We start from the raw sequence: 25,731 nt of genomic DNA, 5'->3' as shown, positions 1-25,731 counted from the left end.
GGTATGCGGACGCTCCTGAACATCCTCTGGTTCATCTTCGGCAGCGGTTTCCTGCTGGGCCTGGCGTACGGGCTGGCGGGCATCCTCTGCTTCGTCTTCATCGTCACCATCCCGTTCGGGGTGGCCTCGTTCCGGCTGGCCCGGTACTCGTTCTGGCCGTTCGGGTACGACATCGTGGAGCGGCCCAGCGCCGGGCTGGCCTCGACCCTGGCCAACATCGTGTGGCTGGTCGTGGCGGGCTGGTGGCTGGCGCTGATGCACATCACCGCCGGGGTGGCGCTGTGCATCACGCTCATCGGGATCCCGTTCGGCATCGCCAACTTCAAGCTCGTACCGGCGGCGCTGTGGCCGCTGGGGCGCGAGATCGTGGCCCGCGCCTGACCTCGCCCGCCGGTGGTGCTTCGGTGACGCCTTAGCGACCGTTAGGCTCGAAGCGGCATACGGCACTCGACGAGGAGGCAGCGCGGTGGGCGAGTTCGTCAACCTGGAGATCGACGGCGGCATCGGCACCATCCGGCTGGAACGCCCGCCGATGAACGCGCTCAACGTGCAGGTGCAGGAGGAGCTGCGCGCCGCCGCGCAGGCGGCCACCGAGGACGGCCGGATCGCCGCGGTCGTGGTCTACGGCGGACCGAAGGTCTTCGCCGCGGGCGCCGACATCAAGGAGATGGCCGACATGTCCTATGTAGACATGTCGGCCCGAGCCGGTGCGCTGAGCAGCGCGTTCGACGCGGTGGCCCGGATTCCCAAGCCCGTGGTCGCGGCGATCACCGGCTACGCCCTCGGCGGCGGCTGCGAGCTGGCGCTGGCCTGCGACTGGCGGGTGGTGGCCGAGGACGCCAAGCTCGGCCAGCCCGAGATCAAGCTGGGCATCATCCCCGGTGCGGGCGGCACCCAGCGACTGGCCCGGCTGGTCGGCCCGGCCAAGGCCAAGGACATCATCTTCTCCGGCCGGATGGTCGACGCCGCCGAGGCGCTGGCGATCGGCCTGGCCGACCGGGTCTGCGCCGCCGAGATGGTGTACGACCAGGCCAAGGCGCTGGTCGCGGGTTACGTGAACGGCCCCGCCCAGGCGCTGCGCGCCGCCAAGGCCGCCATCGACGGCGGGCTCGACCGCGACCTGGCCGCCGGGCTGGCGTGGGAGTCGCAGCTGTTCGCGGCCCTGTTCGCCACCGAGGACCGGCGCGAGGGCATGACCGCGTTCGTGGAGCGGCGCCCGCCCAAGTTCATCGGCAAGTGAGAACTCTTCATCTTTCCCGGTGCGCCGGTTAGGCTCCCGGCAATCGAAGGGAGGCCGTGATGACGGCTGCGATGGACGGTGCGGGCATCGAGGTCTCGGGGCACGGCGGGCAGCTCGCGCTGGCCGCGCTGCGCGCGGCGGGAGTGGGTGAGCTGTTCACCCTCTCCGGCGGCCACGTGTTCCCGCTCTACGACGCCGCGCACACCAGCGGCTTCCCGCTCTACGACGTACGCCACGAGCAGACCGCGGTGTTCGCCGCCGAGGCCGTGGCGAAGCTGCGGCGGCGCCCCGGGGTCGCGGTGCTCACCGCCGGCCCCGGCGTGACCAACGGCGTCTCCGGCCTGACCAGCGCGTTCTTCAACGCCGCGCCGGTGCTGGTGCTCGGCGGCCGGGCCCCGCAGTTCCGCTGGGGGTCCGGCTCGCTGCAGGAGATCGACCACCTGCCGATCGTGCGGTCGGTGACCAAGCACGCGGCCACCGTCGGCGCCACCGACGACATCGCCGGGGCCGTCACCGCCGCCCTGGAGCACGCGCTCACCCCGCACCGCGGCCCGTCCTTCCTGGACCTGCCGCTGGAGGTCGTCTTCAGCACCGGCGACGCCAAGGTGGCCGCACCGCAGGTCGCGGTGCTCGACCCCGACCCCGACCTGGTCGAGGCGGCCGCCCGGCGGATCGCGGCGGCGCAGCGGCCGGTCATCATCGCCGGCTCCGACGTGTACGGCGGCGACGCGGTCGAGGCGCTGCGGGCCGCCGCCGAAGCCCTCACCGTGCCGGTCTTCGCCAACGGCATGGGCCGCGGCGCACTGCCGCCCAGCCACCCGCTGGCCTTCGCCAAGTCCCGCCGCAAGGCCCTCGACGGCGCCGACGTGGTCGTCGTCATCGGCACCCCGCTCGACTTCCGCCTCGGCTTCGGCGACTTCGGCGCCGCCGAGGTCATCCACATCGTCGACGCGCCGAGCCAGCGGGCCGCGCACGTGCAGGTGGCGGTGTCGCCCGCCGGCGACCTGCGCGCCATCCTCACCGGACTGGCCGACTGGACCGGCGACCGCACCGACCACGCCGACTGGGTCGCCGTGCTGCGCCAGGCCGAGCAGTCCGCCGCCGCCAAGCACGAACTGGAGATGCAGGCGGGCGGCGAGCTGATCAAGCCCAGCCGGGTCTACGGCGAGCTGCGCAAGGTGCTCGACGCCGACGCGGTGACCATCGGCGACGGCGGCGACTTCGTCTCGTACGCGGGCCGCTACCTGGAGCCGTCCGTACCCGGCAGCTGGCTCGACCCCGGCCCGTACGGCTGCCTCGGCACCGGCATGGGCTACGCCATGGGCGCCCGCGTCACCTACCCGGACCGGCAGATCTGTGTGCTGATGGGCGACGGGGCCGCCGGGTTCTCGCTGATGGACGTCGAGTCGCTGGTGCGGCAGAACCTGCCCGTCGTCATGGTCGTCGGCAACAACGGCATCTGGGGGCTGGAGAAGCACCCGATGCGCGCCATGTACGGCTACGACGTCGCGGCCGACCTGCAGCCCGCGCTGCGCTACGACGAGGTGGTGCGGGCGATGGGCGGGGCGGGCGAGACCGTGCGGGACGCCGACCAGCTCGGCGCGGCGTTCACCCGCGCCTTCGCCGCCGGGGTGCCGTACCTGGTCAACGTCATCACCGACCCCGACGACGCCTACCCCCGCTCGGCGAACCTCGCCTGACGCCCCGCGCGGCGGCGCCCGACCCGGGCGCGCTGCCTTTCGCGCAGTTTCGGGGAAAGTGCACGATTCCGGGCCAGGATTCCAGCACTTTCCCCGAAACTGCACCGCCGCACGGCGTGTCAGCGCGGGTGCGGGTGCGGGTGCGGGTCGGGGCGGTTGGGTGTGGGCGAGGTGGTCGACCCGGTGCACTTAGCATTGACGCTGGCCTATCTAGAAGACCGATTTCGTCGAATCGTCCTCTAGATAGGCCAGCGTCGATTTCAGGCCGTGCCTTCCGCTGCTCACAGCCGCGGGGGCGGGCACGGGGCTTGGTCAGGTGGTGGTCGGGGTCGGTTCGGGGGTGGGGCTGGTGACGGTCGCGCGGCGGCCGATGACGACCGCGCCGAGGGCCCACGGGATCCAGGCGAACTCGGTGAGGACGCGGAGGAGGGCGGGGGAGACCGGCAGGTACGGGATCATGATCAGGCCGTGGTCGATCGCGCCCAGCAGGGCGAGCGCCGCCACGATCAGCGTGGTGGTGCCCAGTCTGCGGGTGCCCGTGGCGCGCAGGGCCAGGCCCAGCAGCGCGAAGCCCGCGCCGTACAGGGCGAGGCCGATGGGGTGCAGGACGCTGCCGGTGTCGATGGTGCCGAAGACGCCGACAGTCAGCCCCGCCACGGCGAGCAGCAGCCCGAGCAGGGCGCGGCGGGAGGCGCGCAGGCGGCGGTAGTACAGGCCGATCGCGAGCAGGCCGAGCACGAGCGCGCCGCCGAGCGCCCACTTGACCTCGATCCGGCCCAGGCCCGCGGCCGCGTACGCGCCGAACCAGTCGCAGTCGACCGGCAGGTGCTGCCTGCCCTGGTCGTACGCGGCGCAGGCGTACATCTTGAGGGTGTTGCCGGGCTCGCCGAGGTAGCGGTGCGCGCCGATGGCGGGCAGGTCGTCGTCGCCGCAGGCGGGCAGGGTACGGATGTTGGTGTCGGACATCTGCGTCCAGCAGCTGCCGACACCCTGCCCGTCCCACCAGAAGTTCAGCCCGTTGGGCTGCGACTCGCCCTTCTCGCTGACGCCCATCCGGTTGTCCAGGTAGCGGTTGTGGTGCGAGGTGTCGAACTGGGCGGCGAAGCTGGTGTCGTTGCGCACGAAGCCCGGCACGAAGCTGGTGACGAACCCGGAGTAGTGGTTGTCGTAGATCCAGTTCTCGCGCCAGATGTTGTAGTTGCCGCCGGGGTTGACCACGCCGGTGCCGACCGGCAGGCCGACCGCCGGGCACACCACGCCCTGCTCGTACCCCCGCTGCTCGAAGGGTTTCTTGCAGGTGCCGTCGACGATGTGGCCGTAGTAGTCCACATTGTTGTGCGCGATGACGTTGCGCTCGAACTTCGAGTGGTTCTGCGGCATGCCGGGGTGGTCGGGGAAGGCGCTGTCGGTGGCGATGCCCGCGGTGTTCTCGGTGAAGACGCTGTCGTGCACCCAGACCGAGTCGCCGGCGGTGCCGGAGTAGCCGAGCGTGTTGTGGTGGCCGTAGCAGCGCTGGATCTCGACGGCGTAGCGGGGCACGTCGTGGCCCCGGTCCTTGTTGATGTTCGAGGCGGCGCCGGGGTAGATCGCCGAGTCGCCGTTGCCGTAGCCCTCGCAGTCGGTGTAGAGCCCGTGGTCGACGGCGAAGGTGAGGAAGGCGTACTCGTCGTTCCAGCGGCCGAGCGTGTGGTCGAGGACGAAGCCGTCGGTCTCCATCACGTAGAACGCGTTGAACTGGCTGCGCTGGGCGGACAGGTTGCGGAAGTAGATCCCGTCGGCGTTGTCGGCCCGGATCGCGTTGAGCTTCTGGTACTGCGCGTCGACGAGCACGTCGAGCGGGTTCGCGCCGGTGCCCTCGATCTGCAGGTTCCGCTTGCCCAGGATGGCCACCAGGTTGCCCAGGTGCGGGCAGGCCAGCTGCTGGTCCCAGGTGAGCACGGGGTAGCCGTACACCTTGCCGCGGGTGGCGTTGTCCTCGACGGCCTTGCACTCGCCGGTGGCGGGGGCCAGGCTCGGCTCCTCCAGGTACAGGCCGGGCAGCATCTTGATGATGGTGCCGGGCAGCTGGGCGGCGTCGACGGCCGCCTGCAGGTGCCGGTAGCCGTCGGTCTGGCACTGCTGCCACAGGGCCTCGTTGGCGGCCTTGAGCTCGACGGGGAAGCCCGCGATGCGGGTGGCGAAGTCGGCCGGGTCGGTCTTGCACACCAGCAGGGTCGGGCCCGAGGTCCGGTAGGTCGGGACGGTGCCCGTACCGGCGAGTGGCCGCGTGGGTCGTTCCTCGTGGGCCGACGCCGCGGACTGGGCGCCGAGGGCGGCGATGGCCGTCAATATAGTAACGCTCAGCAGTCGGGTGAGTGCCTTCATGGCGGCGGAGCCTAGAGAAGGTTTCACATTCGCGCCAGGGGTCGGGCTTGCGCCGGTCACCCGGTCGGGGTGTCCAGGCGACACGGCGCGGCTCTCTGGCCAAAACATGAAAAGTTCTCTAAGCTCCGCTCGCACCCCGCCGTGACGTCCGCCCCAGCCGAGGGACCCCCCATGACCGAACCGGCCATCCTCGCGAGCGCGAGCAGCGAGAACACCGCGCCCGAGGGCGCGCGCCCCGCCCCGTTCGCCGAGCCGACCGTGCCGGTGACCGGCCGGTGGATCACCCTGTTCGCGCTGGCCTGGCTGGGCATCTGGATGGCCCAGCTGACCCCGGTGCAACTGCTGCTGCCGGTGCAGGTCGAGGCACAGCTCAAGGCCGCCGACTGGGTCGACAACGTGGTGGCTTTCGGTGTCGTGTCGGGCATCGCGGGCTTCTTCGCGCTGCTGGCGTACCCGCTGACCGGCGCCCTGTCCGACCGCACCGTGTCCCGCTTCGGCCGCCGCCGCCCGTGGATCGCCGCGGGCGCGCTGCTGTTCGCCGGCTCGCTCATCATGCTGGGCCGCCAGGACGGCATCGTCGCCATCGGAGCCTGGTGGACCGCCGCTATCGTCGGATTCTGCGTGCTCACCGCCGCGCTGACGGCGACCATCTCGGACCAGGTGCCGGTGGGCCAGCGCGGCTTCGTCTCCGGGTGGATCTCGGCGCCGCAGGCCGTCGGCACCATCGCCGGCATCGTCGCAGTCACCACCGTCTTCCTGGGCCAGTTCACCGGGTACGCGACGATGGCCGCGTTCCTGGTCGTGCTGGTGATCCCGTTCCTGTTCACCGAGGACGCGGTGCTCACCCGCGAGCAGCGCCCGAAGCTGACCTTCGGCGAGCTGCTCAGCGGCTTCTGGATCAGCCCGAAGCGATTCCCCGACTTCGGCTGGACCCTGCTCAGCCGGATCCTGGTCAACATCGGCAACGCCCTGGGCACCACGCTGCTGCTGTACTTCCTCCAGTACCACGTCAAGGTGGCGAACGCCGAGGACTCGCTGCTGGTGCTGACCCTGATCTACATGCTGTTCGTGGTGCTCGCCTCGCTGTTCCTGGGGCGGCTGTCGGACCGCATCGGGCGGCGCAAGCTGTTCGTGCTGATCTCCTCGGCGCTGCAGGGCATCGCCGCGCTGCTGCTGGCGCTGTTCCCGAACCTGACCGTGGCCACCGTCGGCGCGGGCCTGCTCGGCCTGGGCTACGGCTGCTTCCTGTCGGTGGATCAGGCGCTGGCCACCCAGGTGCTGCCCGACCCGGCCGCGCGCGGCAAGGACCTCGGCATCATGAACATCGCCACCGCCGTCCCGCAGGCCGTCGCGCCGCTGCTGGGTGCGGCCGTCGTTGCCTATCTCGGTGGATTCGGGGTGCTGTACCTCGTGTCCGGAGTCGTCTCGGTGCTCGGCGCGCTCGCCGTGCTGCCGGTGAGGAGTGTGCGTTGACCGCGTTGACCCTGCACCCGCCCACGGACCGGCAGCCCTGGCAGGACCGGGACGCGTACTGGGCGGGAATGGACGCGGCCACCGCGCACCTCGACCCGGTCTTCGGCGCGCTGAACCTGGCCGCGCTGTCGCACAACGCCCACGACCTGGCCCGCCGGGCCGCCGGGGTGCCGATCCGGGTCGCCTCCAAGTCGGTACGGGTACGGGCCGTGCTCGACGCGGTGCTGGCGCTGCCCGGTTACCACGGCGTGCTCGCGTACACGCTGGCCGAGGGGTTGTGGCTGGCCGAGACCATCGACGACGTCGTGGTCGGCTACCCCAGCGCCGACCGGGCCGCGTACGCCGCGCTGGCCGCCGACGAGCGGCTCGCGCGCCGGGTCACCGTCATGGTCGACTCCGTCGCGCACCTGGACCTGATCGACTCCGTGGTCGCGCCGGACCGCCGCGCCCCGATCCGGGTCTGCCTCGAACTCGACGCCTCGTGGAAGAGCCCGCTGCTGGGCCACATCGGCGTCTGGCGCTCCCCGGTGCACCGCGCCGCCGACGCGCGCGAGCTGGCCGAGCAGGTCGTCAAGCGGCCCGGCTTCCAGCTCGTGGGCATGATGGGGTACGAGGCGCAGATCGCGGGCCTGGGCAACAAGCCCGTCGGGCAGCCCCTGCGCGGCGCCCTGGTCCGCGCGATCCAGCGCTCGTCCACGGCCGAACTGCACCGCCGCCGCGGCGAGGCGGTCGCCGCGGTGCGGGAGCTGGCCGACTTGGAGTTCGTCAACGCGGGCGGCACCGGCAGCCTGGAGTCCAGCGGCGCCGACGCCTCGGTCACCGAGGTCGCGGCCGGATCCGGCCTGTTCGGCCCGCACCTGTTCGACAACTACGCCCACTTCTCGCCCGCGCCCGCCGCCGCGTTCGCGCTCCCGGTCGTACGGCGCCCCGCGCCCGACCGGGTGACCCTGCTCGGCGGCGGCTGGATCGCCTCCGGCCCGCCCGCGCCCGACCGGCTGCCGCAGCCGGTGTGGCCCGCCGGGCTGCGCATGGTCGCCCGCGAGATGGCGGGCGAGGTGCAGACCCCGGTCACCGGCGAGGCAGCCCGGCGACTGGAGTTGGGGGACCGGGTGTGGCTGCGCCACACCAAGGCGGGCGAGCTGAGCGAGCACGTCAACGAGCTGTACGTGGTGGACGGGGAGCGGGTCGCCGGTTCGGTGGCCACGTACCGTGGTGAGGGGAAGGCGTTTCTGTGAGCACGAGGAGTGAGCTTGCGAGCCCCGCAGGTGCGAACCCAGGCGGCACTGTGAGCGGCAGGGTCTGGCGCAACTGGAGCCGGATCGAGAGCGTGACCCCGGCGCGGGTGGCGTATCCGGGCAGCCCGGACGAGGTCGTGCGGGAGATCGCCGCCGCGCGCGCCGACGGGCTGCGGGTCAAGCCGATCGGCGCCGGGCACAGCTTCACCGGCATCGCGATCGCGCCGGGCGTACAGCTCGACCTGCGCAACCTGCAGGGTGTGGTCCGCGTCGACCAGGCACGCAACCGCGTCACCCTGGCCGCCGGCACGCACCTCTACCGCCTGCCCGAGCTGCTCGCCCCGTACGGCCTGGCGCTGCAGAACATGGGTGACATCGACGCCCAGACGATCGCGGGCGCCACCTCGACCGGCACCCACGGCACCGGCGCCGCCTTCGGCGGCCTGGCCACCCAGATCACCGGCGTCACCCTGGCCACCGCCGACGGCAGCCTGCTCGTCGTCGACGAGGAGGACAACGCCGACCTGCTCGACGCCGCCCGGCTGGGCCTGGGCGCGCTCGGCGTGCTGGTCGACGTGACTGTGCAGTGCGTGCCCGCGTTCAAGCTGCACGCGGTGGAGAAGCCGGAGCCGCTGGCGGCGGTGCTGAACGCGTGGGAGGAGCGGGCCACCGGCCCCGACCACTTCGAGTTCTACTGGTTCCCGCACACCACCACGGCGCTGACCAAGACCAACACCCGGCTGCCGATGGACGCCCCGAGCGCGCCGCTGGGCTCGTTCAAGCGCTGGCTCGACGACGACTTCATGTCCAACAGCCTGTTCTCGGCCGTCTGCGGCCTGGGCAAGGCCGTGCCGGGGCTGATCCCGCCGATCAACCGGCTGGCGCAGAAGCTCACCAACAACCGCGAGTTCACCGACGTCTCCACCTCGGTCTTCACCACCAAGCGCGACGTGCGCTTCCGCGAGATGGAGTACGCGCTGCCCCGCGAGGAGGTGCCCGACGTGCTGCGGGCGCTGGACCGGCTGATCAACCAGAACAACTGGAAGATCTCGTTCCCGGTCGAGGTGCGCGCGGCGGCGCCGGACGACCTGTGGCTGTCCACCGCGCACGGCCGCGACACCGGCTACGTGGCGATCCACCGGTACTACAAAGAGGACCCCGGCCTGTACTTCACCTACGCCGAGCAGATCTTCCGGGCGCACGGCGGGCGGCCGCACTGGGGCAAGATGCACACCCAGCACGCGGAGAGCCTGGCTGCCTCGTACCCCCGCTTCGCCGACTTCCGGGCCGTCCGCGACAAGCTCGACCCCCAGCGGGTCTTCGCCAACGACTACCTGGACCGGGTGCTGGGAGCCTGACGGCTCCCGTCACCCCTCCGGGGGTCAACCCTCGGGGTTCTCGCGCTTGCGGAGTTCGTCCTCGCGGCGGCGCAGGTCCATCTCCCACTTGCTGAGCAGCTCGCGGTCGGCGTCGGCGGTCTGCTTCTGCTCCTTGGCCAGGCGGCGCAGGAACTCCGGGTCGTCGTCGGGCGCCACCTGGCGCGGCCGCTCCGCCTCGGGGAAGCCCGCACCGGGCCGCCACACGCCCGGCCGGGGCCGCTGCTCGCGCCCGGCGACGAACCAGGCGATCGCGCCGATGGGCGAGAACAGCAGGATGATGACGATCCAGATGCCGCGCGACAGGGCCCTGATCTGGCCCTCCTCGGCGGACAGGCAGCTGATCAGCGCCGCCACCGTCAGCGCGATCTCGGCGAGGAAGATGAAGAGCCAAATACGCGTCACGGCGTAGAGATTAGAGCCTCACGCGAGGATGAGCAGTACCCCGAGCAGACCCAATCCGACACACGACAGCGCGACCGCGGTGAGCGCCCGGCCGACCCCGCCCGGGTCCGCCACCTCCATCGCCCGGATGCGCCGCTGCGCCACCCAGAGCATCGCCAGCCAGACCAGCGCGGTCAGTGACAGGCCCACCGCGCCCGCGACGTCCAGCCCTCGCAGCGCGCTCAGCCGTACCAGCAGGAGCGCGCACACCGTTGCCGCAAGAACCGTTCGCCGCCACGCCAGCCGCGTGCGTTCGGCCTGGGCGCCGGGGTCGCCCGGTGCGGCGCTCACGCGGCGTTCCCGGGTCGGCCGGCGCCCCGGTGTCGCTCGTCATCCACGTGCTGCCGGGGGCGCGGGCCAGACCGCCCGAGGCCGCTCATCCGCGCTTGAAGACGACGTCGATCAGCACCTCGGCCAGCAGCGCCAGCGAACCCAGCGCCACCAGGACGGCCAGGACCGCCGGGAAGCGCGAGGGCGGCAGCGGCCGGCCGGTGCGCATCGCCACCTCGCAGCGGATCCAGTGGTCGATCGCGCGCAGGGCGCAGCCCGCGCCGATGACGATCATCGCGACGCCGAGCACCTTCGTCATGTGCGGCACGGCCAGCGGGGGCAGGAACTGGGCCACGGCCAGGCCGCCGCCGATCAGGGCCAGCCCGGTACGGATCCAGGCCAGGAAGGTCCGCTCGTTGGCGAGGGAGAAGCGATAATCGGGTGTGGTACCCACTTCGCGTACTTCGCGCGGATCAAACCAGTTGCGTACCCTAGCCAGCACCTTCCTAGTATCGCGGGCGATGACTCCACAACTTGACCCAGACGCCCTGCTCGTGGCGTACGACGCGCAGCTGCGCGCCCACGTGCCCCCCATCCTGCCCGCCGGAGTGACCGTCGAGCACGACGGTCCGCTGCTCCGCATGGTCGGCTTCGACCACGGCGGCTTCGTGACCTACCGCGACGTGTCCGGCCTCGGCAGCGCCGAGCTCGACGCGCTCATCGCCCGCCAGCGCGACTACTTCGCCGCCCGCGGCGAGCGGTTCGAATGGAAGCTGCACGGCCACGACCTGCCCGCCGACCTGCCCGAACGGCTCATCGCGGCCGGGTTCGAGCCGGAGGAGCCGGAGACCGTGGTGATCGGCCCGGCCGAGCCGCTGGCCCGGACGCCGGTCCTGCCCGAGGGCGTGACCCTGCGCGAGGTGACCTCCCGCGCCGACATCGACCGCATCGCGGCGATGGAGGAGGCGGTCTGGAACGAGGACCGGCAGTGGCTGGCCGACGGCCTGGAGAAGGAGCTCGCCGCCGACCCGGACTCGCTGACCGTGCTGGTGGCCGAGGCGGACGGCGAGGTCGTCAGCGCGGGCTGGATCCGGTACGTGCCCGGCACGGAGTTCGCGGGCCTGTGGGGCGGTTCGACGCTGGCGCAGTGGCGCGGCCGCGGCATCTACAAGGCGCTGGTGGCGTACCGCGCCCAGTGCGCGATCGCCCGCGGCTACACCTACCTCCAGGTGGACGCGTCCTCCGACAGCCGTCCCATCCTGAACCGCCTGGGCCTGCTCTCCGTAACCACCACCACCCCCTACGTCTGGTCACCCCGGTAGGCAGGGTGCAGTTTCGGGGAAAGTGCCGGAATCCTGGACTGGATTCGTGCACTTTCCCCGAAACCGCAACTCACCGCGCACGCGCGGGCAGGTCCCAGAGGGCGCGGATCGTGTCGCGGACGCAGTCGTCGCGCAGGTGGCCGCACGTGCAGAGATGGTCGTCGGGAGCTGGTCGGCGGTGGTGCTCTGCGGCGGCGGTCGGGGTGGCGTCGCACGCGTCGGCGGGTACGTTGCCCGATAGAGGTGTGGTCTGTAGGGCCATGTCTGACACCTCCTGCTCACCCCGACTGTACGGGATTGTCGGTATGGCAGGGTGAAGTCGGTCACTATAGGTGAGCGTTTGCTGGGTCCACGGGGTGGAAATCACTAACTTACTCACTGGTAACCTTGTCTGGCCCGCAAAAATGTCACAGCCGGTCGAGCTTGACCGTCGGCTCTGGAGCAGACAGGCTGCGGCGAGGGCATGAACGTCCGTTCAACTCAGGAGGGTCGTCAGAGCGCGATGAAGATCGTCGTACTTGTGAAGCAGGTGCCGGACTCCGGCGCCGAGCGCAACCTGCGCGCGGACGACAACAGCGTCGACCGCGCCTCGGCCAACAACGTCATCAACGAGATGGACGAGTACGCCATCGAGGAGGCGCTGCGGCTGCAGGAGGCGCACGGCGGCGAGGTGACCGTGCTGACCATGGGTCCGGACCGGGCCACCGAGTCCATCCGCAAGGCGCTGTCCATGGGCCCCGACGGTGCCGTACACGTGCTCGACGACGCCCTGCCGGGCACCGACTACCTCGGCACCAGCCGGGTGCTGGCCGCCGCGATCGGCACCCTCTCGCCCGACCTGGTCATCTGCGGCGCGGAGGCGACCGACGCGCGCGGCCAGGTCATGGCGCACATGCTCGCCGAGCGGCTGGGCTTCGCCGCGCTGACCGGCGCGCGCAAGCTGACCGTCGAGGGCGCGCAGCTGACCGTCGAGCGCCAGACCGAGGAGGGGTACGAGGTGGTCACCGCCGCCACCCCCGCCGTGGTCAGCGTGTGGGACACCATCAACGAGCCGCGCTACCCCTCGTTCAAGGGGATCATGGCGGCCAAGAAGAAGCCGGTCGACACCAAGTCGCTGGCCGACCTCGGCGTCTCCGCCGACCAGGTGGGCTGGGGCGGCTCGGCCACCACCGTGCTGTCGCACAGCAAGCGCCCGGCCCGCAGCGCCGGTGTCAAGGTCACCGACAGCGGTGAGGGCGGCGTCGCGCTGGTCGATTACCTGTCGTCCGAGAAGTTCGTCTGAGAGGCGTGCCCGACATGGCTGAGGTACTGGTAGTCGTCGAGTCCGCCGCTGGGGCGGTCAAGAAGGTCACGCTGGAGATGCTGACCCTGGCGCGCTCGCTGGGCGAGCCCGCCGCGGTGGTGCTGGGCGCCCCCGGCACGGCCGCCGCGCTGGCCGACAAGCTCGGCGAGTACGGCGCGACGAAGATCTACGCCGCGGAGAGCGAGGAGATCGACGGGCACCTGGTGGCCCCGAAGGCCACCGCGCTGGCGCAGCTGGTGCAGCGGGCCACCCCGGCCGCCGTGCTGATCGGCTCCACCCAGGAGGGCAAGGAGATCGCCGGCCGGCTCGCGGTCAAGCTCGACAACGGCCTGCTCACCGACGTGGTGGAGCTGACCGCCGACGGCACCGCGACCCAGGTGGTGTTCGCCGGGTCGACCATCGTGAAGTCCAAGGTGACGCGCGGGCTGCCGCTGGTCACCGTACGCCCGAACTCGCTGACGCCGACCCCGGCGGCCGCGACCCCGGCCGTCGAGGCGGTCGAGGTCACGCTGTCCGATGCGGACAAGCTGGCCAGCGTGGTCAAGCGCGTCGCCGAGGCCAAGGGCGCGCGCCCCGAGCTTACCGAGGCGTCGATCGTGGTCTCCGGCGGGCGCGGTGTCGCCTCGGCGGAGAACTTCAAGATCATTGAGGAGCTGGCCGACCTGCTCGGCGCGGCCGTCGGCGCCTCCCGCGCCGCCACCGACTCCGGCTTCTACCCGCACGCGTTCCAGGTCGGGCAGACCGGCAAGACGGTGTCGCCGCAGCTCTACGTCGCGGTCGGCATCTCCGGCGCCATCCAGCACCGGGCCGGCATGCAGACCTCGAAGACCATCGTCGCGGTCAACAAGGACACCGAGGCGCCCATCTTCGAGCTGGCCGACTTCGGCGTCGTGGGCGACCTGAACCAGGTCGTGCCGCAGGCGTCGGAGGAGATCCGCAAGCGTCGCTGAACGTGACCCCGCTCCGGGCCCGGCCGCCGCACCTCGGCGACCGGGCCCGCGCTCGTCCCACCCCGCGACGGAGCACACTCCAGGAGTACGCCCGCCGCCCGGTACGGCTAGGCTTGGCGGCGAGATGGCCTACCTTGATCATGCAGCCACGACGCCGATGCTGCCCGAGGCGCTCGACGCCTATGTAGCCACGGCACGCGAGGTCGGCAACGCGTCGTCGTTGCACGGCCCTGGTCGCCATGCCCGCCGCCGGGTGGAGGAGTCGCGCGAGCGCATCGCCGCCATGCTGGGCGCCCGGCCGTCCGAAGTGATCTTCACCAGTGGCGGCACCGAGAGCGACAACCTCGCCGTCAAGGGGATGTACTGGGCCCGCCGCGACGGCGGCCGCAACCGCGTGCTGGCCGGCGCCGTCGAGCACCACGCCGTGCTCGACACCGTGCAGTGGCTGGCCGACCACGAGGGCGCCGAGGTCGTCTGGCTTCCGGTCGACGCCACGGGCCGGGTCCGGCCCGAGGCTGCCGCCGCGGCGCTGGACGACGCGGTCGCACTGGTCACCGTGATGTGGGCCAACAACGAGGTCGGCACCGTGCAGCCCGTCGCGGAGCTGGCCGCACTCGCCGCCGCGCGCGGGGTGCCGCTGCACACCGACGCGATCCAGGCCGTCGGGCACGTACCCGTCGACTTCGCCGCCAGCGGCGCCGCCTCGCTCACCGTCACCGGCCACAAGCTCGGCGGGCCGCAGGGCGTCGGCGCGCTGCTGCTCGGCCGCGACGTGCCGTGCACGCCGCTGATGCACGGCGGCGGGCAGGAGCGCGACGTACGCTCCGGCACCCTCGACGTGCCCGCGATCGTGTCGTTCGCGGTCGCGGTCGAGCACGCCGTCAAAGGCCAGGAGCAGGAGGCGCACCGGCTCTCGGCGCTGCGCGACGAGCTGGTGGAGCGGGTGCTGGCGGTCGTGCCCGACGCGGTGCTCAACGGCCCGCGCCCCGGCGACCCCGACGCCCCGGCCCGGCTGCCCGGCAACGCCCACTTCGGCTTCCCCGGCTGCGAGGGCGACGCCCTGCTGCTGCTGCTCGACGCCCAGGACATCGCGGTCTCCACCGGCTCGGCCTGCTCGGCCGGCGTGGCCCAGCCGTCCCACGTGCTGCTGGCCATGGGCGCCGACCCTCTGGCGGCCCGCTCCTCGCTGCGCTTCACCCTCGGCCACACCAGCACCGGCGCCGACATCGACCAGCTCATCGCCGCCCTCCCCGCCGCCGTCGACCGCGCCCGCCGAGCCGCCCCCTCCCGCTGACCCACCCCCGCCCGGCCCGCCCACCCCGACCCGGGCCCGCATGCGCCGCGCCGCGTTGATCATGAACTTTATGGACGTGCTCGACGGCGTGTCATGCCCCTAGCGCCGTGATCGATTACGGGTCCGTGCGCCTGGCGGCGAGGGGTCGTGCAGTTTCAGGGAAAGTGCACGAAAGCGCGCCATGATTCCTGCACTTTCCCTGAAACTGCACGATCACCCGAGGGGTGCCGCTGCCAGGAGAGAGTCGATCACGGTGGCAGGGTGGGGACACGCCGCCGAGCACGTCCATAAGTTCATGATCAACCGAAAAGGGGTTCGGGTGGGCGGGTAGGCTGTGCGGCGTGCGGGTGTTGGCGGCTATGTCGGGTGGGGTGGATTCGGCGGTGGCGGCTGCCCGGGCGGTGGCGGCCGGCTATGACGTGACCGGGGTGCACCTGGCGCTGTCGAAGAACGCCGCGACGCACCGGACGGGCGCGCGCGGCTGCTGCACGCTGGAGGATTCCCGCGACGCGCGCCGTGCGGCCGACGTGATCGGCATTCCGTTCTACGTGTGGGACATGGCCGAGCGGTTCCACGAGGACGTGGTCGAGGACTTCGTCGCGGAGTACGCGGCGGGCCGTACGCCCAATCCGTGCCTGCGCTGCAACGAGAAGATCAAGTTTGCGGCGGTGCTGGACCGGGCGCTGGCCCTGGGGTTCGACGCGGTGGTCACCGGGCACCACGCCCGGCTGGGCGGCGACGGGCTGCTGCGCCGCAGCGTCGACCTGGCCAAGGACCAGTCGTACGTGCTGGCGGTGCTCAACCGGGAGCAGCTCGACCACTCGATCTTCCCGTTGGGCGACTCGACCAAGGAGCAGGTCCGGGCCGAGGCGCACGCGCGCGGGCTGGCCGTGGCGGACAAGCCGGACTCGCACGACATCTGCTTCATCGCCGACGGCGACACCCAGGGCTTCCTGCGCAAGCACCTGGGCAGCGAGCCGGGCGACATCGTGGACGCGGGCAGCGGCGAGGTGCTGGGGCGCCACGACGGGGCTTACGCGTACACGGTCGGGCAGCGCAAGGGGCTGGCCCTGGGCCGTCCCGCCGCCGACGGCAAGCCACGCTACGTGCTGTCGATCACCCCGGTCACCAACACCGTCACCGTCGGGCCGGCTGAGGCGCTGGAGGTGTCGCAGGTGGACGGCGCGCGTACGGTCTGGACCGCCGGGCAGGTACCGGTCGGGCCGATCGAGTGCGAGGTGCAGCTGCGGGCGCACGGGCGCCCCGCTCCGGCGGTGGTGGAGGTCGACGGCGGCGCGATGAGCGTGCGGCTGCGGCGCCCCGAGCGCGGCATCGCGGCCGGTCAGGCCGTGGTGGCGTACCGGCCGGACGCGGGCGGGGACATCGTGCTCGGCAGCGCGACCATCACCGGCGCGGCGTGATGACCGAGGCCGGCAAGCCGTTGTGGCCCGCGGGATCGGCCACGGGGATCGGTTCGCTGCCCGGCACCGACATCGCCGAGGCGGTGAAGTTCACCCTCGGTGAGCTGCCGGAGCTGCCGTACCTGCCGGAGCTGCCCGGGCGGGGTCCCGGAGCCGACATGATCGGGCGCGGCGCCGCGTTCCTGGTGGGCCTGCCGATCGAGCTCTACACCGGCCGGTGGCGGGTCGCGGCGAGCGCCGGCCGGGAGCTGCGCCGGGCGTACGACTTCCTGGACCGCGACCTCGACCAGCTCACCGAGCAGGCGGACGGGTACACCGGGGCGTTGAAGATCCAGGCGGTCGGGCCGTGGACGCTGGCGTCGAACATCGAGCTGCCGCTCGGCGAGGCGATGCTGTCCGACCACGGCGCGGCTCGCGACCTGGCGGAGTCGCTGGCCGAAGGGCTGAAGTCGCACGTCGCCGACGTCCGGCGCCGCGTGCCCGGGGCCACGGTGCTGCTCCAGCTCGACGAGCCGTCGCTGCCCGCCGCGATGGCGGGTCGGGTGCGGACCGCGAGCACGCTGCACACGTACCGGTCGGTGCCGCGTTCGGTGATCCGGGAGACGCTCGCGTCGGTGATCTCGACGGTCGGCGCGCCGGTGATCGTGCACTGCTGCGCCCCGGAGGCGCCGCTGGACCTGCTGCGCGAGGCGGGTGCCGCCGCCCTCGCCCTCGACCTGGACCTGCTCGGCACGGACCGCTCGAAGCTGGACTCGCTGGGCGAGGCGATCGACGCCGGACTGGGCCTGTTCGCGGGCGTCGCCCGCACCACCGCCCCGGCGGGCGGGCGCCGTCCCGACGCCGCCGCGCTGGCCGACCGGCTGCGGCGGCTGTGGCGTGACCTGGGGTTCGCCGAGGAGCAGCTCGCCTCCCGGGTCGTGGTCACCCCGACCTGCGGCCTGGCCGGGGCCACCCCCGCCTACGCCCAGTCCCTCCTCAAGGCCTGCCACGAAGCGTCCCGCCGCCTGACCGAGCAGTGACCCGACGCGTCGGGGCGCCATTCGTGCGTGCAGTTTCCGGGAAAGTGCACGAATCCTGGCCCGATTTCCTGCACTTTCCCCGAAACTGCGGCCACGCGAGCGCGCCGCTGGCGGCGGCGGCGCGGTGGTCACGTCAAGGGGCTCCGCGCAGCAGGGTGAGCAGGCGGGTCAGCGTCTCGGGATCTCCGTGCAGGTGTGCTGAGCCGCGTTCGGCCGCCTCGGCCGGGGTCAGCTCGGCGGTGACCAGCTGCTGGAAGGTGTCCAGATCGGTCTCCACCCGGATGTCGGCGGTGGGCGCGGGTCCGGAGCGTACGCGCAGGCTGGTGCCTTCGGCGCGGAGGTGGAAGAGCTGGTCGCCGACGTGGAACTGGGCGGTGGCGGGTGCGCCGACCGGCCCGGCGGGGCGGGTTTCGGCGCGGTAGAGCGCGATGAGGTCGGCGCGGGCCGAGCCGGGGTCGAGGTCGGCGTCCGCCGGCAGGCTGCTGCCCCAGGCGGCGAGCTGGATCAGGATCGGGCGCAGGCCTTCGCCGACGGGCGTCAGCTCGTACGCCCGCAGCTCGGCCGCGCCCGGCAGCGGCCGCCGGACGACCACTGCGGCCTGCTCCAGCGCCTGCAGGCGCTCCGCGAGCCGGTTGGTGCCCATCGCGGGCAGCACGGCGAGCAGTTCCTTGAATCGCTTCGGGCCGAGCAGCAGTTCGCGCACGATGAGGAGAGTCCACCGCTCGCCGAGCAGGTCGAGCGAGCGCGCGACCGGGCAGAGCTGCCCGTAGAGACGCTTCGCCATGGGTCGACCCTACCCGTCGTGTGGTAGCCGCTATATGACTCGTATCTCAGCGGGGAAGCTATACGTTATGTATACCGTTGCCCCGGGCGTAAGGGACGCACCCAGGAGGCAGACATGAGGATCGAAGGCGCGACGGCACTGGTGACCGGAGCCAACCGCGGGCTCGGCAAGGCGTTCGTCGAGGAGCTGCTCGCGCGCGGCGCGGCGAAGGTGTACGCCACCGCCCGCGACGTCAGCACCATCACCGACCCGCGGGTGACCCCGCTGGAGCTGGACATCACCGAGCCCGCGTCGGTCGCCGCGGCCGCCCGCGCCGCCGCCGACGCGGACCTGGTCGTGAACAACGCGGGCATCGCCACCGGCGCCAGCGTGCTCGGCGATGAGAACGACCTGCGGCGCGAACTGGAGACCAACTTCTTCGGTCCGGTACGGGTGACCCGCGCCTTCGCCCCCGTCCTCGCCGCCAACGGCGGCGGTGCGGTGGTCAACGTGCTGTCCGTGCTGTCCTGGTTGTCGCTGCCGTCGACCGGCGGCTACTCCGCCGCCAAGGCCGCCGCGTGGGCCGCCACCAACGCGCAGCGCGTCGAGCTGGCCGGGCAGGGAACGCACGTGGTCGGGGTGCATGTCGGCTATCTCGACACCGAGATGGCCGCCCACGTCGACGGCCCGAAGACCTCCCCGGACAGGCTGGCCGCACAGGTGCTCGACGCCGTCGAGGCGGGCGAGCCGGAGGTGCTGGGCGACGACCTCAGCCGCCAGGTCAAGGCCGGACTCGCCGGCGACCTGCGCGACCTGTACGCCGGCCGGGGCTGACCGGGGTCTGGACGACCGCCTCGCTCGCGCACCGGAGCGGGGCGGTCCGGTGGGCTGGGCGCGGTGGCGGATCAGTGGAAGGATGCCCGCGTGGGACAGGTGCGAGCGGCGAGCGGGTCATTGTTCGGATTGGCGTACGGGGACGCGCTGGGCAAGCCCACCGAGTTCCGCACGTACCCCCAGATCGTGCGGGACCACGGCCCCGGCGGCCCGACCCGGCTGCCCGACCCGGCCCTGGTCACCGACGACACGCAGATGGCCCTGGCGGTGGCCTGGGCGCTGCACGACGCGGCCGAGCCCAGCCCCGAGGAACTGGAGCCGCTGCTGCGCGCGCGCTTCCTGACCTGGGCCGAGAGCCCGGACAACAACCGCGCGCCCGGCATGACCTGCCTCACCGCCTGCGCGAACCTGTCCGAGGGCGGTCCGTGGCAGCGGGCGACCGTGGCCGGATCCAAGGGCTGCGGGGCGAACATGCGGGTGACCCCGGTCGGCCTGATCGCGTCGTACGACCTGGACACGCTCGGCGGGGTCGCCCAGCTGCAGGCCGGGCTGACGCACGGCCATCCGACCGGCCTGGCCGCCGCCGAGCTGACCGCGCTGGCCGTGCGCCTGCTGCGCGACGGCACGCCGCTGGCCGACGTGCCGGAGGCGCTGCGCGACCACTGCGCCGACCAGCGCACCGAGTACCGGTGGGACTGGCTGGGCGACCTGTGGGAGCGGCCCGGGGCGACCACCCCGGAGGACTTCGCGGCGCGCGGCTGGGACGAGTGCGCGGCGGCGCTGGACACGCTGATCCGGCACGCGGGGCGCCGCGACGACGGCGGCGACGTGTCCGCGCTCACCGGCGAGGGCTGGGTGGCCGAGGAGGCCCTGGCCACCGCGCTGCTGGCGGCGCTGCGGCACCCCGACGACCCGGTGGCGGCGCTGGGCCGGGCCGCGGCCACCAATGGCGACTCGGACTCGATCGCATGCCTGGCCGGGGCGTTCCTGGGCGCGGCCGGGGGCATGTCGATCTGGCCCGCGGCCTGGGCCGAGCGCATCGAGTACGCCGACCAGCTCGACCTGCTCGGCACCGCCTGGGACTGAGGACCGGGGCATCCGGGCCGGTGGGCGGGCCTACCGGTGATCCTGTCGGGGTGGGCGGTTACCGTGCTCGGGTGACCAGTGAGGTGACCGACCAGGTGAAGACGCGCTACGCCGAGCTCGTGGCGCAGATCAACGACGCGCAGCACCGCTACTACGTCGACGACGCGCCGACGCTGTCGGACGCGGCCTACGACAAGCTCATGCACGAGCTGGAGGCGCTCGAGGCGGAGCTGCCGGAGCTGGTGTCGCAGGACTCGCCGACGCAGCGGGTCGGGGCCGGTCAGTGGCTGGGCTTCCCCAGCGTCGACCACGCCGAGCGGATGCTCAGCCTCGACAACGCGTTCAACGACGAGCAGCTCGCGGCCTGGGCGACCCGGGCCGAGCGCGACGCCGGGGTGCCCGTCCGCTACCTGTGCGAGCTGAAGATCGACGGTCTGGCGGTCAACCTCACGTACGAGAAGGGGCGGCTGACCCGCGGCGCCACCCGGGGCGACGGGCGCACCGGCGAGGACGTCACGCCCAACGTGCGCCGGATCAAGGGCATCCCGCACCAGCTCGCCGGGGACAACCCGCCGGACCTGGTGGAGGTCCGGGGCGAGATCTACTTTCCGGCCGAGGCGTTCAAGGCGCTCAACGAGGCGCAGCTCGAAGCCGGTGACCGGACGTACGTCAACCCGCGCAACGCGGCCTCCGGCTCGCTGCGGCAGAAGGACGCGGCGGTCACCGGCCGCCGGGCGCTCAAGCTGATCGTGCACGGCATCGGCGCGCGCACCGGCTTCGAGCCCGGCCACCAGTCGGACGCCTACGAGCAGCTCAAGGCGTGGGGCCTGCCGACCAGCGAGCGCTGGAAGGTGGTCGACTCGCTGGACGAGGTGCGCGAGTTCATCGCGTTCTACGCCGAGCACCGGCATGACCTGGAGCATGACATCGACGGCGTGGTCGTCAAGATCGACGACACCGCGGTGCAGGAGAAGCTGGGTGCGACCAGCCGCGCGCCGCGCTGGGCCATCGCGTACAAGTACCCGCCGGAGGAGGTGAACACCAAGCTCCTGGCGATCGAGGTGAACGTGGGCCGCACCGGCCGCGTCACGCCGTACGCGGTGCTCGAGCCGGTCTACGTCGGCGGCGTCACCGTCGCCAGCGCCACCCTGCACAACCAGCAGGAGGTCGTGCGCAAGGGCGTGCTCATCGGCGACACGGTGGTGATCCGGCGCGCGGGTGACGTGATCCCCGAGGTGCTGGGCCCGGTCGAGGCGCTGCGCGACGGCACCCAGACCGTGTGGACCATGCCCGAGGCCTGCCCGTCCTGCGGCACCAAGCTGGCCCCGAGCAAGGAGGCCGACGTCGACCTGCGCTGCCCGAACACCCGCTCCTGCAAGGCGCAGCTGGTCGAGCGGATCAAGTACGTCGGCAGCCGGGACGGCTTCGACATCGAGGGCATGGGCGAGAAGGTCGCCCGGGCGCTGGTCTTCGACGAGATCCTCGCCGACGAGGGCGAGCTGTTCAGCCTGGACGAGAAGAAGCTGGCCGGGTCCCCGTTCTTCCTCAAGAAGAACGGCGAGCTGTCCAGCAACGCGGGCAAGCTGCTCAACAACCTCGCCGAGGCCCGGGCCAAGGACCTGTTCCGGGTGCTGACCTCGCTGTCCATCCGGCACGTCGGCCCGACCGCCGCGCGGGCGCTGGCCAACCACTTCAACTCCGTCCCGGCGATCGCGGGGGCGTCGCTGGAACAGATGTCGGTGGTCGAGGACGTCGGCGGGACCATCGCCGAGGCGGTGCGCGAGTGGTTCGCGGTGGACTGGCACCGCGAGGTCGTCGACAAGTGGGCTGCCGCCGGGGTGCGGATGGAGCAGGAGCCGGTCGCCGACACCGGGCCCAAGCCGCTGGACGGCATGAGCGTCGTGGTCACCGGGACGCTGCAGAACTACAGCCGCGACACGGCCTCGGACGCGCTGGTGGCGATCGGGGCGAAGGTCGCCGGGTCGGTGTCGAAGAAGACCAGCTTCGTGGTGGTGGGCGAGGACGCGGGCTCCAAGCTGGACAAGGCGCTGGCGCTGGGCGTGCCGACCCTGGACGAGGCGGGCTTCGAGGTGCTGCTCACGCAGGGTGCGGAGGCGGCTCGCGCCTATGCGGAGGCCTCCCGCGAAAACGCCTAGACGGATGATCTAGGGTCATCCGCGATGACCCTTTCACCCCCGATCGACTGGTACGTCGACATCCTGGGCACCGGCTGCGTCGCCGGCCGGGCTCGCCGCGGCGCTGGCGCCCGGCGCCGTGCACCTGGACCAGTGGGCCGCCCTGCGCCCGGGGCTGTCCGGAACCTCTGACCACGGGGAGAAACACATGAGCGACCTGGAGATCCGTGCGCTGCGCGCCGGCGAGACGGACCTTTTCCTTTCCTATCCGCACGAGCCGGTGCCCGGCGTCGGGGTGGAGTCCCGCCGGTCGTACGCGGAGCTGGCCGAAGAGGGCCAGTACCGTCCCGAGTGGACCTGGGTGGCGCTGCGCGACGGCGCGGTGGTGGCCCGGTGCGCCTTCTGGGGCGTGCCCGAGGGGGCGCACCCGTACAGCCTCGACTGGCTGGAGCCCGGCCAGGAGCCGGACCGGATCGAGATCGCGGCCCGGCTGCTGCGCGCGGCCCTGGCCGAGCTGACCACTCCCGAGGGCGGCCGCCCGGAGTACCACCTGTTCCTGCCGCCGGGCTGGCGTGAGGACGCGGTGACGGCGCGGGCGGCCCACGACCGGCTGGAGGCGGCGGCGCTGGCCGGGTATGAGCCGTTCATCGAGCGGTTCAACTACACCTGGGCCGTGGACGGCGATCCGGCGCCGGCGCGCTCGGGCCGGCTGGTGTTCGAGCCGGTCGACGACGTCGAGGCGACCGAGATCTGCCTGGCGGCGATCGACGGCACCCTGGACGGGTACACCAACCGGGATGTGGCCCGGCACGGCTCGGCGGAGGCGGCCCGGGTGATGATGGCGGACCTGGCCGAGTTCCCGTCGCCGCGGGAGTGGTGGCGGGTGGCGCGTACGCCCGAGGGTGCGCGGGTGGGCCTGATCGTGCCGGCCCGCAACCACTCGCGGGCGGTGGTCGGCTACATCGCCGTGGTGCCCGAGCAGCGGGGCCGGGGGTACGTGGACGATCTGCTGGCCGAGACGACGGCGCTGCTGGTCGAGCACGGCGCGGACCAGGTCGGCGCCGACACGGACCTGGGCAACCGGCCGATGGCGGCCGCGTTCGCGCGGGCGGGCTACCGCAACACCGCCATCCGGGTGGTGCTCCAGTAGGTCGCGAACCAGTTCACATTTACGCAATGTCGCAGGGAATCGACGCAGGGTAAGCGCCGAATGGGTCAAACAATCGCATCTTCGTCACACGCGAACGCGGAGCGTGGTTCAGGGCGTTTTCGGGCTTAGAGTGAAGTGACCCGGCGCGCCCGACGGTGCGGCGGTTCGGCGCAGATCCCGTCGGGAGGGTGTCCATGGCGGCCACGCCCCTTGCGCAGCAGACGCACCGCAACCGCATCCCGGCGGAGCGGCGGCGGACCTTCGGCCTGTACGTGCTGGCGGTGACCGGCGCCGCCGGGGCCCTGGCCCTGCGGGACCTGGCCGCCGTGCCCGACGTGGTGCGGCACGCGACGTTCGGCTTCTGGCTGATGGCGGCGCTGGCGCTGGCCGGTGACGCCCTGCCGGTGACGCTGCCGGGCCGGTGGAACACCTCGGCGATCTACCCGTCGATCTGCTTCACCTTCGCCATCATGATCGACTACGGGCTGGCCGCGGCGGTGCTGGTGCAGAGCCTCGCCGTCGCGGTCGCCTCGCTGCGGCTGCGCCACGCGCTGTGGCGCGCCGTGTTCAACCTCGGGCAGTACGCCCTGGCCTTCGGCATCGCGTTCGGCGTGCTGCACCTGCTGGGCGGGGTCGTCGGCGACGTCGGCCTGTCCGCCGCCGTCGGCGCCGCCGTCGCCTGGTTCGTCTCCAAGTACCTGACCACGGCGGTGGCGCTGTGGCTGCGCGACGGCGGCGCGCTGCTGCCGATCATCATGGGGCCGCTGGGCAACGAGGCGCTGAGCACCGGCGCGCTGCTCATGCTCGGCCCGGTCATCGCCTTCCTGGCCCGGCACCAGCCGGAACTCGTGCTCGCGCTGATCCTCCCGCTGCTCGCGGTGCGCCGCCTGTCGATCATCACGGCCGAGCAGCGGCACCTGGCCAACCTGGACACCCTGACCGGCCTGGCCAACCGCAAGGCGCTGATGGCCGAGGTCGCCGCGGCGGTGGCCGGGCACGCCCAGCGCTCGGTGCAGGGCGACCCGCGCAGCCGGTTCGGCCTGCTGCTGCTGGACGTCGACCGGTTCAAGCACGTCAACGACGCGCTCGGGCACGAGGTCGGCGACCGGCTGCTCATCGCGGTCGGCGACCGGCTCGCCGAGGCCGCCCGCGAGGGCGACCTGGTGGCCCGGCTGGGCGGGGACGAGTTCGCCCTGGTCGCCAAGCGGCTCACCGGTGCCGACGAAGCCCGCGAGCTGGCCGAACGGGTCGAGGCTGCGCTGTCGGCGCCGGTGGTGCTCGACGGCCTGCCGCTCGACGTCGGCGGCTCGATCGGCATCGCGCTCTACCCCGAGCACGGCACCAACTTCGCCATCCTGATGCGCCACGCCGAGGTCGCCATGTACGCGGCCAAGAACGGCGGCGACGGCACCGCCGTGTACAGCCCCGACACCGACCACAACACCCCGCAGCGGCTCGCCCTGCTCGGCGACCTGCGCACCATGCTCGGCAAACCCGACCGGGGCGGCCTGCGGCTGTTCTACCAGCCGCAGGTGGAGATCGCGACCGGGGACGTGATCGGCGTGGAGGCGCTGCTGCGCTGGCAGCACCCGACGCGCGGCCCGGTCAGCCCGGACGAGCTGATCCGGGTGGCCGAGCCGAGCTCGGTGATGCGGCTGCTCACCCGCTGGGTGGTCGAGGAGGCGGTGATCCAGCTCGCCAAGTGGTCGGCGGCCGGGCTCCAGCTGCGGATGGCGGTCAACGTCAGCGTGCGCGACCTGCACACCAGCGCCATCGTGGACCAGATCGAAGAGCTGCTCAGCCGGTACGACGTACAGCCGGAGCAGTTGCAGTTGGAGATCACCGAGAGCGCGCTGATGGCCGACCCGCACCGGGTGCTGGCCACGCTGACCCGGCTGCAGCTGCTCGGGGTGGGCATCGCGCTGGACGACTTCGGCACCGGCTACTCGTCGCTGCAGCACCTGCGGCGGCTGCCGCTGTCGGAGGTGAAGATCGACCGGTCGTTCGTGCTGGCGATGGCCGACGACGGCGACGACCTGGTGATCGTACGGTCGATCATCGAGCTGGCCGGGGCGCTCGGGCTGCGCGTGGTGGCCGAGGGGGTCGAGGACGACCGGGCCTGGCGGCTGCTGCACGCCGCGGGCTGCGAGGTCGGCCAGGGCTGGTTCTTCGCCCGCCCGCTGCCCCCCGACGAGCTGGCCGACTGGCTGGCCCGCACCGCCATGCCCGCGCCCACCCGCCTGCCCGCACCCTCGGCCACCCGCACCTGGTCCCAGGTGTAGCGCAGGGCGCGTGCGGGGCGTGCGAGCCCGACAAATAGACTCGCTACGGGCGTGCGGGCTGTGCCGTCGC

General features: G+C 72.4%; 23 protein-coding genes. 17 read left to right on the top strand and 6 right to left on the bottom strand.

What is annotated here, in order from left to right:
* Window positions 1-3: 3 nt before the first annotated feature.
* The 3 genes from QEZ54_RS01420 to QEZ54_RS01410 all read left to right on the top strand — a co-directional run bounded on the left by QEZ54_RS01420 (window position 4) and on the right by QEZ54_RS01410 (window position 2,940).
* Window positions 4-381, top strand: coding sequence for a YccF domain-containing protein (locus tag QEZ54_RS01420; protein WP_281302587.1), 378 nt, complete (start codon window positions 4-6; stop codon window positions 379-381).
* An 85-nt stretch (window positions 382-466) separates the two neighbouring features.
* Window positions 467-1,240 carry an enoyl-CoA hydratase-related protein gene (locus QEZ54_RS01415; protein ID WP_281302586.1) on the top strand — a complete coding sequence of 258 codons (774 nt, stop codon included), beginning with the start codon at window positions 467-469 and terminating at the stop codon, window positions 1,238-1,240.
* Window positions 1,241-1,299: 59 nt separating this feature from the next.
* Window positions 1,300-2,940, top strand: a complete 1,641-nt coding sequence (locus tag QEZ54_RS01410) for an acetolactate synthase (RefSeq protein ID WP_281302585.1) — start codon at window positions 1,300-1,302, stop codon at window positions 2,938-2,940.
* 312 nt (window positions 2,941-3,252) lie between these two features.
* Here the strand turns inward: QEZ54_RS01410 and QEZ54_RS01405 are convergent, their stop codons facing one another.
* A complete protein-coding gene (locus QEZ54_RS01405; RefSeq protein WP_281302584.1) occupies window positions 3,253-5,304 on the bottom strand; it encodes a right-handed parallel beta-helix repeat-containing protein in 2,052 nt (683 codons plus the stop codon).
* 171 nt (window positions 5,305-5,475) lie between these two features.
* Between QEZ54_RS01405 and QEZ54_RS01400 the strand changes: the two genes are divergently transcribed.
* From QEZ54_RS01400 to QEZ54_RS01390, 3 genes are all read left to right on the top strand, one after another.
* Window positions 5,476-6,777: an MFS transporter gene (locus tag QEZ54_RS01400; protein WP_281302583.1), complete on the top strand. Its 1,302-nt coding sequence runs from the start codon at window positions 5,476-5,478 to the stop codon at window positions 6,775-6,777.
* A gap of 68 nt (window positions 6,778-6,845) precedes the next feature.
* Complete coding sequence (locus QEZ54_RS01395) at window positions 6,846-8,012, top strand: alanine racemase (protein WP_281303014.1); 1,167 nt, start codon at window positions 6,846-6,848, stop codon at window positions 8,010-8,012.
* 50 nt (window positions 8,013-8,062) lie between these two features.
* On the top strand, window positions 8,063-9,370 hold the full coding sequence (locus QEZ54_RS01390; RefSeq protein WP_281302582.1) for a D-arabinono-1,4-lactone oxidase: 1,308 nt from the start codon (window positions 8,063-8,065) through the stop codon (window positions 9,368-9,370).
* A 24-nt stretch (window positions 9,371-9,394) separates the two neighbouring features.
* Here the strand turns inward: QEZ54_RS01390 and QEZ54_RS01385 are convergent, their stop codons facing one another.
* The 3 genes from QEZ54_RS01385 to QEZ54_RS01375 form a co-directional block, all read right to left on the bottom strand.
* Entirely contained in the window at window positions 9,395-9,793 is a 399-nt protein-coding gene (locus QEZ54_RS01385; protein ID WP_281302581.1) for a PLD nuclease N-terminal domain-containing protein, read from the bottom strand.
* Between the two features lie 18 nt (window positions 9,794-9,811).
* Window positions 9,812-10,123: a DUF202 domain-containing protein gene (locus tag QEZ54_RS01380; protein ID WP_281302580.1), complete on the bottom strand. Its 312-nt coding sequence runs from the start codon at window positions 10,121-10,123 to the stop codon at window positions 9,812-9,814.
* A gap of 85 nt (window positions 10,124-10,208) precedes the next feature.
* A complete protein-coding gene (locus QEZ54_RS01375) occupies window positions 10,209-10,604 on the bottom strand; it encodes a DUF202 domain-containing protein (protein WP_281302579.1) in 396 nt (131 codons plus the stop codon).
* 19 nt (window positions 10,605-10,623) lie between these two features.
* Here QEZ54_RS01375 and QEZ54_RS01370 point away from each other — a divergent pair, with 19 nt between their 5' ends.
* A complete protein-coding gene (locus tag QEZ54_RS01370) occupies window positions 10,624-11,424 on the top strand; it encodes a GNAT family N-acetyltransferase (protein ID WP_281302578.1) in 801 nt (266 codons plus the stop codon).
* A gap of 70 nt (window positions 11,425-11,494) precedes the next feature.
* On the opposite strand, the gene QEZ54_RS01365 is transcribed toward QEZ54_RS01370, so the two are convergent.
* The gene (locus QEZ54_RS01365; protein WP_281302577.1) at window positions 11,495-11,686 is read right to left on the bottom strand and encodes a hypothetical protein; all 192 of its coding nucleotides are present in this window, start codon (window positions 11,684-11,686) and stop codon (window positions 11,495-11,497) included.
* A 240-nt stretch (window positions 11,687-11,926) separates the two neighbouring features.
* Here QEZ54_RS01365 and QEZ54_RS01360 point away from each other — a divergent pair, with 240 nt between their 5' ends.
* From QEZ54_RS01360 to QEZ54_RS01340, 5 genes are all read left to right on the top strand, one after another.
* Window positions 11,927-12,706, top strand: a complete 780-nt coding sequence (locus QEZ54_RS01360; RefSeq protein WP_281302576.1) for an electron transfer flavoprotein subunit beta/FixA family protein — start codon at window positions 11,927-11,929, stop codon at window positions 12,704-12,706.
* 14 nt (window positions 12,707-12,720) lie between these two features.
* Window positions 12,721-13,677: an electron transfer flavoprotein subunit alpha/FixB family protein gene (locus QEZ54_RS01355; protein ID WP_281302575.1), complete on the top strand. Its 957-nt coding sequence runs from the start codon at window positions 12,721-12,723 to the stop codon at window positions 13,675-13,677.
* A 124-nt stretch (window positions 13,678-13,801) separates the two neighbouring features.
* Entirely contained in the window at window positions 13,802-14,971 is a 1,170-nt protein-coding gene (locus tag QEZ54_RS01350) for a cysteine desulfurase family protein (RefSeq protein WP_281302574.1), read from the top strand.
* 341 nt (window positions 14,972-15,312) lie between these two features.
* Entirely contained in the window at window positions 15,313-16,392 is a 1,080-nt protein-coding gene (gene mnmA, locus QEZ54_RS01345) for a tRNA 2-thiouridine(34) synthase MnmA (protein WP_281302573.1), read from the top strand.
* Entirely contained in the window at window positions 16,392-17,411 is a 1,020-nt protein-coding gene (locus tag QEZ54_RS01340; RefSeq protein ID WP_281303013.1) for a methionine synthase, read from the top strand. Before mnmA ends, QEZ54_RS01340 begins: the two co-directional genes overlap by 1 nt.
* Before the next feature lie 133 nt (window positions 17,412-17,544).
* Here QEZ54_RS01340 and QEZ54_RS01335 read toward each other — a convergent pair whose 3' ends face one another.
* The gene (locus tag QEZ54_RS01335; protein WP_281302572.1) at window positions 17,545-18,195 is read right to left on the bottom strand and encodes a helix-turn-helix domain-containing protein; all 651 of its coding nucleotides are present in this window, start codon (window positions 18,193-18,195) and stop codon (window positions 17,545-17,547) included.
* Window positions 18,196-18,309: 114 nt separating this feature from the next.
* Between QEZ54_RS01335 and QEZ54_RS01330 the strand changes: the two genes are divergently transcribed.
* The 5 genes from QEZ54_RS01330 to QEZ54_RS01310 all read left to right on the top strand — a co-directional run bounded on the left by QEZ54_RS01330 (window position 18,310) and on the right by QEZ54_RS01310 (window position 25,661).
* The gene (locus QEZ54_RS01330) at window positions 18,310-19,008 is read left to right on the top strand and encodes an SDR family oxidoreductase (RefSeq protein WP_281302571.1); all 699 of its coding nucleotides are present in this window, start codon (window positions 18,310-18,312) and stop codon (window positions 19,006-19,008) included.
* A gap of 90 nt (window positions 19,009-19,098) precedes the next feature.
* The gene (locus tag QEZ54_RS01325) at window positions 19,099-20,094 is read left to right on the top strand and encodes an ADP-ribosylglycohydrolase family protein (RefSeq protein WP_281302570.1); all 996 of its coding nucleotides are present in this window, start codon (window positions 19,099-19,101) and stop codon (window positions 20,092-20,094) included.
* A gap of 71 nt (window positions 20,095-20,165) precedes the next feature.
* Complete coding sequence (gene ligA / locus QEZ54_RS01320) at window positions 20,166-22,250, top strand: NAD-dependent DNA ligase LigA (protein WP_281302569.1); 2,085 nt, start codon at window positions 20,166-20,168, stop codon at window positions 22,248-22,250.
* 187 nt (window positions 22,251-22,437) lie between these two features.
* A complete protein-coding gene (locus QEZ54_RS01315) occupies window positions 22,438-23,379 on the top strand; it encodes a GNAT family N-acetyltransferase (RefSeq protein ID WP_281302568.1) in 942 nt (313 codons plus the stop codon).
* Between the two features lie 368 nt (window positions 23,380-23,747).
* Window positions 23,748-25,661, top strand: coding sequence for an EAL domain-containing protein (locus QEZ54_RS01310; protein WP_281303012.1), 1,914 nt, complete (start codon window positions 23,748-23,750; stop codon window positions 25,659-25,661).
* Window positions 25,662-25,731 lie beyond the last annotated feature (70 nt).

Source organism: Catellatospora sp. KI3 (assembly GCF_029948125.1).
Lineage (GTDB): Bacteria > Actinomycetota > Actinomycetes > Mycobacteriales > Micromonosporaceae > Catellatospora.
Note: the sequence above shows the minus strand (reverse complement) of the source record. Positions and strands in the feature narration are given on the sequence as shown.

Bases quoted from the DNA above. Each gene is read 5' to 3' on its own strand.
- QEZ54_RS01355 (WP_281302575.1), top strand. From the start codon at position 12,721: ATGGCTGAGGTACTGGTAGTCGTCGAGTCCGCCGCTGGGGCGGTCAAG.
- QEZ54_RS01335 (WP_281302572.1), bottom strand. From the start codon at position 18,195: ATGGCGAAGCGTCTCTACGGGCAGCTCTGCCCGGTCGCGCGCTCGCTC.
- QEZ54_RS01310 (WP_281303012.1), top strand. From the start codon at position 23,748: ATGGCGGCGCTGGCGCTGGCCGGTGACGCCCTGCCGGTGACGCTGCCG.
- QEZ54_RS01405 (WP_281302584.1), bottom strand. From the start codon at position 5,304: ATGAAGGCACTCACCCGACTGCTGAGCGTTACTATATTGACGGCCATC.
- QEZ54_RS01330 (WP_281302571.1), top strand. From the start codon at position 18,310: ATGAGGATCGAAGGCGCGACGGCACTGGTGACCGGAGCCAACCGCGGG.
- QEZ54_RS01365 (WP_281302577.1), bottom strand. From the start codon at position 11,686: ATGGCCCTACAGACCACACCTCTATCGGGCAACGTACCCGCCGACGCG.
- QEZ54_RS01350 (WP_281302574.1), top strand. From the start codon at position 13,802: ATGGCCTACCTTGATCATGCAGCCACGACGCCGATGCTGCCCGAGGCG.
- QEZ54_RS01420 (WP_281302587.1), top strand. From the start codon at position 4: ATGCGGACGCTCCTGAACATCCTCTGGTTCATCTTCGGCAGCGGTTTC.
- QEZ54_RS01400 (WP_281302583.1), top strand. From the start codon at position 5,476: ATGACCGAACCGGCCATCCTCGCGAGCGCGAGCAGCGAGAACACCGCG.
- QEZ54_RS01340 (WP_281303013.1), top strand. From the start codon at position 16,392: ATGACCGAGGCCGGCAAGCCGTTGTGGCCCGCGGGATCGGCCACGGGG.
- QEZ54_RS01315 (WP_281302568.1), top strand. From the start codon at position 22,438: ATGAGCGACCTGGAGATCCGTGCGCTGCGCGCCGGCGAGACGGACCTT.
- QEZ54_RS01360 (WP_281302576.1), top strand. From the start codon at position 11,927: ATGAAGATCGTCGTACTTGTGAAGCAGGTGCCGGACTCCGGCGCCGAG.
- QEZ54_RS01410 (WP_281302585.1), top strand. From the start codon at position 1,300: ATGACGGCTGCGATGGACGGTGCGGGCATCGAGGTCTCGGGGCACGGC.
- QEZ54_RS01395 (WP_281303014.1), top strand. From the start codon at position 6,846: ATGGACGCGGCCACCGCGCACCTCGACCCGGTCTTCGGCGCGCTGAAC.
- QEZ54_RS01370 (WP_281302578.1), top strand. From the start codon at position 10,624: ATGACTCCACAACTTGACCCAGACGCCCTGCTCGTGGCGTACGACGCG.